This window comes from Flavonifractor sp. An52, assembly GCF_002159385.1.
In the GTDB taxonomy this organism is placed as follows: domain Bacteria; phylum Bacillota; class Clostridia; order Oscillospirales; family Oscillospiraceae; genus Flavonifractor; species Flavonifractor avicola.
In genome coordinates this window covers 59,752-69,730 of sequence record NZ_NFIB01000015.1, presented here as the reverse complement: position 1 = coordinate 69,730, position 9,979 = coordinate 59,752, and the positions used below count along the sequence as shown (strand labels likewise).

Annotated in this window: 8 protein-coding genes; 7 read left to right on the top strand and 1 reads right to left on the bottom strand. The window is 63.2% G+C overall.

Annotation, left to right across the window (positions count from 1 at the left end; translation table 11 throughout):
• The 7 genes from B5G06_RS14040 to B5G06_RS07700 all read left to right on the top strand — a co-directional run.
• A partial coding sequence (locus B5G06_RS14040; protein ID WP_087188513.1) for a hypothetical protein occupies window positions 1-677 on the top strand: 677 nt, incomplete at its 5' end.
• The gene (gene rlmD / locus B5G06_RS07725) at window positions 664-2,022 is read left to right on the top strand and encodes a 23S rRNA (uracil(1939)-C(5))-methyltransferase RlmD (RefSeq protein ID WP_087188512.1); all 1,359 of its coding nucleotides are present in this window, start codon (window positions 664-666) and stop codon (window positions 2,020-2,022) included. The genes B5G06_RS14040 and rlmD, both read left to right, overlap by 14 nt.
• A 94-nt stretch (window positions 2,023-2,116) precedes the next feature.
• Window positions 2,117-3,019, top strand: a complete 903-nt coding sequence (locus B5G06_RS07720; protein ID WP_087188511.1) for an ADP-ribosylglycohydrolase family protein — start codon at window positions 2,117-2,119, stop codon at window positions 3,017-3,019.
• A gap of 33 nt (window positions 3,020-3,052) precedes the next feature.
• Window positions 3,053-3,706 (top strand): DUF1847 domain-containing protein, encoded by a 654-nt coding sequence (locus tag B5G06_RS07715; protein ID WP_087188510.1) that lies wholly within the window; start codon window positions 3,053-3,055, stop codon window positions 3,704-3,706.
• 112 nt (window positions 3,707-3,818) lie between these two features.
• Window positions 3,819-5,183 (top strand): MATE family efflux transporter, encoded by a 1,365-nt coding sequence (locus B5G06_RS07710; RefSeq protein ID WP_087188509.1) that lies wholly within the window; start codon window positions 3,819-3,821, stop codon window positions 5,181-5,183.
• A 174-nt stretch (window positions 5,184-5,357) separates the two neighbouring features.
• Window positions 5,358-5,624, top strand: a complete 267-nt coding sequence (gene rpsO / locus B5G06_RS07705; protein ID WP_087188508.1) for a 30S ribosomal protein S15 — start codon at window positions 5,358-5,360, stop codon at window positions 5,622-5,624.
• Window positions 5,625-5,798: 174 nt separating this feature from the next.
• Window positions 5,799-7,949 carry a polyribonucleotide nucleotidyltransferase gene (locus tag B5G06_RS07700; protein ID WP_087188507.1) on the top strand — a complete coding sequence of 717 codons (2,151 nt, stop codon included), beginning with the start codon at window positions 5,799-5,801 and terminating at the stop codon, window positions 7,947-7,949.
• An 81-nt stretch (window positions 7,950-8,030) separates the two neighbouring features.
• On the opposite strand, the gene ftsH is transcribed toward B5G06_RS07700, so the two are convergent.
• Complete coding sequence (ftsH, locus tag B5G06_RS07695; protein WP_087188506.1) at window positions 8,031-9,914, bottom strand: ATP-dependent zinc metalloprotease FtsH; 1,884 nt, start codon at window positions 9,912-9,914, stop codon at window positions 8,031-8,033.
• Window positions 9,915-9,979 lie beyond the last annotated feature (65 nt).

Sequence of the window (9,979 nt, the reverse complement as noted above, 5' to 3'; positions counted from 1 at the left end):
CCCCTGAGCCTACCCCCACGCCCGAGCCGCCCCAGTGGGGGGAGCAGGTCTTTACCCAGACCTATACCGCCGGGGACGGCGCCCAGGTCATGACGGTGCGCCATACCCTGCCCATGGTGCAGAATACCGACACCTGCCCTGCCGGCGATGTGATCAACGACTGGTACAAGGCCGACGGCGCCAGCCGCATGGAGAGCGCCGAGGCCAACTATGAGCAGGTGGTGGCGGACTACGACGTGTCCAAGGCCGCCGGCTTCTCCTTTACGCCGGTCACCGAGGAGATGAGCTATGAGGTGGTGCTCTCCACCGATCAGGTCATCAGCATCCGCCGCACCTGGTACATCAACAGCGGGGCGGCTTACCCCACCGTGTTTGAGCTGGGGGAGAACTTTGATCCCCAGACCGGCATCAAGCTGACCTTTACCGACTTCTTTACCGACGCTCAGGCCGTGCAGGACCGGGTGGTGAAGGCCTTTTTGGCCAGCCCGGAGCTGTCCGCCGGGGAGTTCACCCAGGCGGCTGTGACGGCGGCCTACCAGCCGGAGCAGTTCTGCCTCACCTCCGACGGCTATGTGTTCTGGATCCAGGGCAACACCCTGACCGGCATCCACTCCCCGGTGGAGGTCACCATTCCCTATGATACGCTGAAGGACGTGAGTATGTATGCAGCCCAATAAGCCTCTGGAAGGCCATACCTATCTCCTGCGCATCGAGGGCTACAGCAGCGACGGCGCCGGTGTGGCCCGGCTGGACGGCATGGTGGTGTTTGTCCAGGGTGGCGTCCGGGGGGAGCTGTGCCAGGTGCGGCTCACCCATGTGGGCCGCTCCGCCCTGTGGGGCGTGGTGCGGGAGATCACCGAACCCTCCCCTGCCCGGATCACCCCCGACTGTCCCTATTATGACCGCTGCGGCGGCTGCGCCTTCCGGCACATCACCTATGCCGAGGAGCTGGAGGCCAAGCGCACCCGGGTGGAGGACTGCCTCCGCCGTCTGGGGGGTGCGGACATCCACGTCACCGAAATTTTGGGTGCCGCCCGGCCCGACCGCTACCGCAACAAGGCACAATTTCCTGTTGCCCCCGGCCCCCGCATCGGCTTCTACCAGTCCCGCACCCACAAGGTGGTGGATGTACGCGACTGCCTGCTCCAGAGCCAGGCGGCGTCCCGCCTCCGGGGAGCGGTGAAGGAGTGGATGATGCAGTACTCCATCCCGGCCTATAACGAGAAGGCCAGGACGGGCCTGGTACGTCATGTGTATGTCCGCACCAACCGCCGGGGGGAGAGCCTGTGCTGCCTGCTGGTCAACGGCGTGGGGGTCCCCCGGGAGAGCGAGCTGGTGCACGTCCTCCGGGCGGCCGAGCCCGGCCTGGTGGGCATCGTGCTGGGGGTCAACAAGAGCCATACCAACGTGATTTTGGGGGACTCCTACCGCACGCTTTGGGGACAGGACTTCCTGTCCGACACCCTGTGCGGCTCCGACTTCCGCCTGTCCGTCCCCTCCTTCTATCAGGTCAATCCCGACCAGACCGAGGTACTCTACGGCAAGGCGGTGGAGCTGGCTCAGCTTACCGGCACCGAGACCGTGCTGGACCTGTACTGCGGCATCGGCACCATTTCCCTGGTGATGGCCCGGCAGGCCGGCATGGTGTGGGGGGCCGAGGTGGTGCCCCAGGCGGTGGACGACGCCATTCAGAACGCCCGCCGCAGCGGCATTGAAAACGCCCGGTTCCTGTGCGCCGACGCCGGCGAAGCCGCCCGGCAGCTGGCCCGGGAGGGAGTGCGTCCCGACGTGATCTGCGTGGACCCGCCCCGGAAGGGACTGGCGGAGGACGTGGTGGCCACCATTGCCCAGATGGCCCCCCAGCGGGTGGTCTATGTGTCCTGCGACCCGGCTACTCTGGGCCGGGATGTGAAGCGGTTTGCCGCCCTTGGGTACAAGCTGGACACCGCCACCGCCGTGGACCTCTTCCCCCGCACCGTCCATGTGGAGACCGCCGCCCGGCTGGTGCGGGACGGTCTGTGAGCCGCCCAGGCCCAGGATGTCGCCTGGTATGCGACCCGCCGCCCCTTAAGGTGCGGTATGCTCTCACCATCAAGTTTGATTGGGAGGTATCCCTATGTATGGTGCGTTCATCGGCGATATCGTCGGCTCCAAATACGAGTTTAACAACATTAAGACAAAGGATTTCCCGCTGTTTTCGCCGGGCTGCGATTATACGGACGACTCCATTATGACCGCTGCCGTGGCCCAGGCCATCCTGCTCCGTCAGCAGGAGCCGGAGAACCACCGGGATTTTTCGGGGCTGCTGGTGGAGGTGATGCAGGACTTCGGCCGCAGATATCCCCATCCCACCGGCGCCTACGGCGGACGTTTTGCCGACTGGCTCCGCCGGGAGAACCCTGCGCCCTACGGCAGCTACGGCAATGGCTCCGCCATGCGGGTCTCCCCCTGTGCCCTGGCGGCGGTGACACTGGAGGAGGCGCTGGAGCTGGCCCGGGTCAGCGCCGCCGTCACCCACGACCACCCGGAGGGAATCAAGGGCGCACAGGCGGTGGCTGCCGCCCTCTTCCTGGCCAAGACGGGGGCCTCCAAAGAGGAGATCCGGCAGTATGTGGCCGAACATTTTTATTCCCTGGACTTTACCCTGGATTCCATCCGGGCAGACTACCACTTTGACGTCTCCTGTCAGGGCTCGGTGCCCCAGGCCATCGTGGCATTTCTGGAGTCCGCCGACTTTGAGGACGCGGTCCGGAGCGCCGTCTCCATCGGCGGCGACTGCGACACCACCGGAGCCATGGCCGGTTCCATCGCCTGGACCTACTACACCGTGGAGGCCGGTGGAACGGAGGCCTGGGTCCAGGGCCGTATCCCTCCCGCCATGGAGGAGATCCGTGCCCAGGCGGACAGCCTTCTCCCCCAGGAATTCATCCACATCGCCAGCGCTTTTCAGCAGCTGTGCCGTCGCCGGTGGGAGGATTGGCGGAGCAGCGGTGCCTGCGCCTCCATTCTGCTGCCCTGACGGGCAGTCTATATCCAGGAAAGAAGGATTGTTATGGAAGAGAAAGCCTGCGCCCGCAGCTGTATTGACTGCGGTTCCGCCGCCTGCAACGATTTGAATCACTCCGACGCCTTTCCCCCTTTCTGCCTGTCCAAAAACCTGGAGCAGAAGGTGCTGGACGAGGCGGTGGCCTGCTATCAGGAGGAGGACAACCACGCCGCCATGGTAGCGGCGGCTGAGGTGGAGTGCCAGCACTACTGCCAGTATACCCGGGTCCAGGAGATCGTGGAATTTGCCAGGAAGCTGGGCTTTCACAAGATCGGCATCGCCACCTGTGTGGGCCTGCTCCACGAGTCCCGCGTCCTGGCCCGCATCCTCCGCTCCCACGGCTTTGAGGTGTTTGGCATGGGGTGCAAGGCGGGCATGGTGAAGAAGGTGGATCTGGGTATTCCTGCCGAGTGTAACGCGGTGGGAGCCAACGCCTGCAACCCCATCTTTCAGGCCAAGATGCTCAACGCCGCGGGGACTCAGCTCAACATCGTGGTGGGTCTGTGCGTGGGCCACGACAGCCTGTTCTACAAATACTCCGACGCCCTGGTCACCACCCTGGTGGCCAAGGACCGGGTGCTGGGCCACAATCCGGTGGCCGCCCTGTACAACGCCGAGTCCTACTACAGGGCCAAGGTGTTCGGGCCGGAACAACCATAAAAGGCAAGGGGGAGCGGCATCTGCCGCTCCCCCTTGCCTTTTGCCTCCAAACCGTGTACAATCCTCTTGCGGCTCTGGCCGCGTCAGTTTACTTTTTCTGGAGGGATCTGTCATGCGGCTGGCCCGTCCCGTGGGCGATATCACCCAGGGCGTGATCTGGAAACAACTGTTAACTTTATTCGTGCCCCTGTGGTTTGGTACCTTCTTCCAACAGCTGTACAATACGGTGGATACGGTGGTGGTGGGCCGGTTTGTAGGCAAGGTTGCCCTGGCCGCCGTGGGCTCCACCGGCGTCATCGTCAACCTTACTGTGGGCATTTTCACCGGCCTGGCCGCCGGCGCGGTGGTGGTCATCGCCCAGCGATACGGCGCCCGCCAGGGGGAGGAGGTCCACAGGAGCGTCCACACCGCCATGCTTCTGTCGGTCATTATTGGGGCGGTCTTTACCGTGGTGGGCTTTGTGCTGACGCCCTGGGCCCTCCGGGCCATGGAAACCACCGCCGACGCCCTGCCTGGGGCCATCCTCTATCAGCGGATCTACTTCCTGGGCATGATCCCCAACGTGATCTACAACATGGGCACCGGCGTGCTCCGGGCGGTGGGGGATTCCCGCCGGCCCCTGTACTTCCTCATCGCCGCCTCATTGTGCAACATCGTGCTGGATCTGCTGCTGGTGGTGGTCGTTCCTCTGGGGGTGCTGGGTGTGGCCATTGCCACCGTGGCTTCCCAGGTGCTGTCGGCGGTGCTGGTGGTGATCTCCCTGATGCGCTCCCAGGGCGCCCCCTTCCAGCTCTTCCCCAGCCAGCTCAAGCTCCACCGGCAGCCCATGTCGGCTATTATGAAGGTAGGCGTGCCCACCGCCCTCCAGTCGGTGATGTACTCCGCCTCCAATATTGTCATTCAGTCCTGCATCAACTCCTTTGACACCGACGCGGTGGCCGCATGGACGGCCTACGGCAAGATGGACATCCTGTTCTGGATGACCATCACTGCCCTGTCCCAGGCCCTCACCACCTTTGCCGGACAGAATTACGGAGCGGGCAAATACGACCGGCTGAAAAAGAGCGTAAAAATCTCGGTGGGCATGAGCGCCATCATCACCATCGCCATGAGTGCCTTCCTGGTGCTGCTGGCCCGGCCCATCCTGTCCATCTTCACCCCCGACCCGGACGTGCTGGAGATCGGCGTGGAGATGGTAGTCTTCCTGGCTCCCTGCTATGTCACCTATATTCTGGTGGAGCTGCTGCCCGGCGCCATCCGGGGAGCGGGCAAGTCCCTGGTGCCCATGCTCATCTCGGTGTTCGGCGTGTGCGGCCTGCGGCTGCTGTGGCTCTTCCTGGTGGTGCCCCGGTACCATACCATCGTCATGGTGGAGGCCAGCTACCCCATCACCTGGCTCACCACCTCGGTGGCCCTGCTGATCTATTATAAATTCGGCAAGTGGCTGAAGGAGCCGGAGGCGGCTTTGTACCGCTGAAAAAAGCAAAAAAAGCCCCCAAATTTTCCGAATGAATCCTTTACAATGGGGCCAGACTATGATAAAATACCTAAGTCTGTGAACAGACGGTATTTACCCCGGACTTCGTCTCCCGGCTTACACCGGCCGGTCACGCAGCCCGCGGGCACATTGATTGAAAGGTGGAACCTAACCATGATCCGTAAGGACGAAAAGACTGCTGTTATCGAAGCCAACCGCACTCATCCCACTGACACCGGCTCTCCCGAGGTGCAGATCGCCATTCTGACTGCCCGCATCCAGGAGCTGACCGAGCACCTGAAGATCCACAAGCACGACAACCACAGCCGCCGCGGCCTGCTGAAGATGGTCGGTAAGCGCCGCAAGATGCTGGACTACCTGATGGCCAAGGACATCGAGCGCTATCGTGCCATCATTGCCAAGCTGGGCATCCGTAAGTAATTATGTATTGAATAGGGGTGGCGCGGACCTCCGTGCCACCCCTTCTTCCCACTCCTCAGAGCATACTTTTAGCAGTTGAATCTGGGCCTGACGGCCTGCGGACCCGGATTCAAGTGCTAAAAGAGTCAGGCTCTGACGGGTGGGGAAACACCCATGAAAAGGAGGATTTTCCCCATGTCAACCGTGATCAAGCACAAGGAATTCACCAACCGTCATGTGTACAAGACTGAGGTGGCGGGCCGTCCCCTGACCATCGACGTGGGCAAGGTGGCCGAGCTGGCTACCGCGTCCGCCATGGTCACCTACGGCGAGACCACCGTGCTGGTGGCTGTCACTGTGTCCCCCCGTCCCCGGGACGGCGTGGACTTCTTCCCCCTGAGCGTGGACTTCGAGGAGAAGCTGTACGCTGTGGGCCGCATCCCCGGCTCCTTCATGCGCCGTGAGGGCCAGCCCTCCCTGCCCGCCGTGCTGGCCAGCCGTGTCATCGACCGGTCCATCCGGCCCCTCTTCCCCTACGACTTCCGCAACGACGTGGTGGTCACCGCCACCGTCATGAGCGTGGACCGGGACTGCTCTCCCGAGGTCACCGCCATGATCGGCGTGTCCGCCTGCCTGGCCTTCTCCCCCATTCCCTGGGCCGGCCCCATCGGCTGCCTGGAGGTGGGCTATGTGGACGGTCAGATCGTCATGAACCCCACCAACGAGCAGAAGCACAACTCCCAGCTGGACCTGACCGTGGCCGCCACCGACAAGAAGGTCATCATGATCGAGGCCGGCGCCAAGGAGCTGCCCGACGACATCATGTATGACGCCATCATCAAGGCCCACGAGGAGATCCGCGCCCAGGTGGCCTTCATCAACCAGATCGTGGCCGAGATCGGCAAGGAGAAGATGACCTACGATCACGCCGACTTCGATCAGGAGCTGTTCGACAAGATCGTGGAGGCTACCATGGACGAGGCCAAGGCCGCCATGGACACCGACGACAAGAATGTGCGTGAGGAGCGGTGGAACGCCCTCATCGAGCACTGGCACGAGCTCTTCCTGGAGGACTATCCCGAGATGGACAAGTACCTGGAGGAGATCACCTACAAGTTCCAGAAGAAGATCGTCAAGGCCTGGCTGCTGGAGGGCCACCGCGTGGACGGCCGCGCCAAGAACGAGATCCGTCCCCTGGCCGCCGAGGTTGGCGTGCTGCCCCGTGTCCACGGCTCCGGCCTGTTCACCCGCGGTCAGACCCAGGTCCTGTCCATCTGCACCCTGAACACCCTCTCCGCCGCCCAGAAGCTGGATACCATCTGGGAGGAAGAGGAGAAGCGGTATATGCACCACTACAACTTCCCCGCCTACTCCACCGGCGAGGCCCGTGCCGCCCGCTCCACCAACCGGCGTGAGAAGGGCCACGGCGCTCTGGCCGAGCGGGCTCTGGAGCCCGTCATTCCCTCCGTGGAGGACTTCCCCTACGCCATCCGCGTGGTGTCCGAGGTGCTGAGCTCCAACGGCTCCACCTCTCAGGGCTCCATCTGCGGCTCCACCCTGGCTCTGATGGACGCCGGCGTGCCCATTTCCGCCCCCGTGGCCGGCATTTCCTGCGGCCTGATCCAGGACGATGACGGCGGCTTCACCACCTTCATCGACATCCAGGGCGTGGAGGACTTCCACGGCGAGATGGACTTCAAGGTGGCCGGCACCAAGGCCGGTATCACCGCCATCCAGATGGACATCAAGAACGACGGCCTGTCCCATGAGATCATCAAGGAAGCTCTGGCCATCACCAAGGACGCCCGTTACGCCATCCTGGACGAGATCATGCTGCCCTGCATCTCCAAGCCCCGTGAGGACGTGGCCGACACCGCCCCCAAGATGGTGAAGATGAAGATCGACGTGGACAAGATCCGCGAGGTCATCGGCTCCGGCGGCAAGGTGATCCAGAAGATCTGTGCCGACACCGGCGCCAAGATCGACATCGAGGACGACGGCACCATCTACATTGCCGGTACCGACAAGGCCTCCTGCGACGCCGCCAAGAAGACCATCGAGACCATCGTGTTTGTGCCCGAGGTGGGCCAGCTGTACTACGGCAAGGTGGTCCGCATCCTGCAGTTCGGCGCCTTCGTGGAGCTGGCTCCCGGCAAGGACGGCATGGTCCACATCTCCAAGCTGGCTGAGCGCCGGGTGGAGAAGGTGGAGGACGTGGTCAACATCGGCGATATGATCTGGGTCAAGGTCACCGATATCGACGAGAAGGGCCGTGTCAACCTGTCCTACCGTGACGCCCTCAAGGAGATCAAGGCCAAGAAGGCCGCCGGTGAGCCCATTAAGTAAATCCGGATATGATAAAATCCCCGCTGCCACATTGGCAGCGGGGATTTTTTGTTTGAATTTTGTGGGTTTGGTGGCAGAGGCTTATCCCTGCTTCAGCAGGTCCATAAACTCATCGCCGGTGATGGTCTCCTTCTCCAGCAGGTAGCCCGCCAGCTTCCGCAGCTGGTCTTCGTGGTCCTTCAGCAGGGCCAGGGCCTTCTGGTGAGCCGCCTTCACGGTGGCCACCACCTGCCGGTCGATCTCGGCCGCCGTCTCGGCGGAGCAGGCCAGGGAGGTGTCGCCTCCCAGGTACTGGTTCTGTACCGTCTCCAGGGCCACCATGTCGAACTGGTCCGTCATGCCGTACCGGGTGATCATGGCCCGGGCCAGCTTGGTGGCCTGCTCGATGTCGTTGGAGGCGCCGGTGGTGATGTTGTCGGGGCCGAAGATCAGCTCCTCGGCGGCCCGGCCGCCGGTGAGGGTGGCGATCTTGTTCACCAGCTCCGCCTGGCTCATCAGGTTGCGCTCCCCTTCGTCCACCTGCATGGTGTAGCCCAGGGCCCCCGAGGTGCGGGGGATGATGGTGATCTTGGTCACCGGGGCGGAGTGGGTCTGGAGGGCGGCCACCAGGGCGTGGCCCACCTCGTGGAAGGACACCAGCTGCTTCTCCTGGGGAGAGATGACGGCATTCTTCCGCTGGGCGCCGGCGATGACGGTTTCCACGCTCTCCTCCAGGTCGGCCTGGGTCACCGTCCTGCGGCCCTGCCGCACCGCCCGGAGGGCAGCCTCGTTGACGATGTTGGCCAGCTCGGCGCCGGAGGCCCCGGCGGTGGCCCGGGCAATGGCGCTCCAGTCCACGTCGGCATCGATGTGGACGTGCCTGCCGTGGACCTTCAGGATGGCCTCACGGCCCTGGAGGTCGGGCAGCTCCACCGGCACCCGCCGGTCAAACCGGCCGGGCCGCATGAGGGCGGGGTCCAGGCTCTCGGGGCGGTTGGTGGCTGCCAGCAGCACCACGCCCTTACTGGAGTCAAAGCCGTCCATCTCGGCCAGCAGCTGGTTCAGGGTCTGCTCCCGCTCATCATTGCCGCCGTAACCGCCGGTGTCACGCTTCTTGCCGATGGCGTCGATCTCGTCGATGAATACGATGCAGGGGGCCTTCTCCCCCGCCTGCTTGAACAGGTCCCGCACCTTGGCGGCGCCCATGCCCACAAACATCTCCACAAACTCCGAGCCGGAGATGGAGAAGAAGGGCACCTTGGCCTCCCCTGCCACCGCCTTGGCCAGCAGGGTCTTGCCGGTACCGGGAGGGCCCACCAGCAGCACGCCCTTGGGCAGCTTGGCGCCGATCTCGGCGTACTTGTCCGGCTCGTGGAGGAAGTCCACCACCTCCATCAGGGCCTCCTTGGCCTCGTCCTGGCCCGCCACATCGGCGAAGGACACGCCGGTGGAGGCCTCCTCCACATAGACCTTGGCGTTGGCCTTGCCGAAGGTCATGGCATTGCCCATGCCGCCGGGCAGATTGTTGCCCATCCGCTTCATCATGAAGCGGGAGAGCAGCTGCCCGATGAGAATAAAGAAGAAAATGGGCAGAATCCAGCTGACCAGGAAGGCCAGAAGGGGATTGGCCTGGGTGGGGATCTCGGCGCTGAACACGATGTCCGGGTCCTCCCGCAGCTGGTTCAGCAGCCGATGGCCGTCGTCCGGCCAGATGCCGGTTTTGTAGTAGCAGGTCCGTCCTGTCTCGTCGGCGGCGATAAAGACGATCTGACGGCTGTCCTCGTCCAGAGCCACCTCCGTGACCTGATGGTCGTCCACCATGGTGAGGAACTGGCTGTAGGGCACCTCGATGACCTGCCGCTCCAGCACCGAGGGGAAGACAAAGGCATTGAGAAGCATCAGGACCACCAGGGCCAGAGCATAGTAGAAAAGCAGCGGTTTTTTGGGCGGGCTGGGATTTTTCCCGTCCTCTTTGACCTCTTGCATATTAGAATCCTCCGATATCCGAATAATATTTTCTGTGCTAAATAAATAATAGAGTTTTGAGCCTC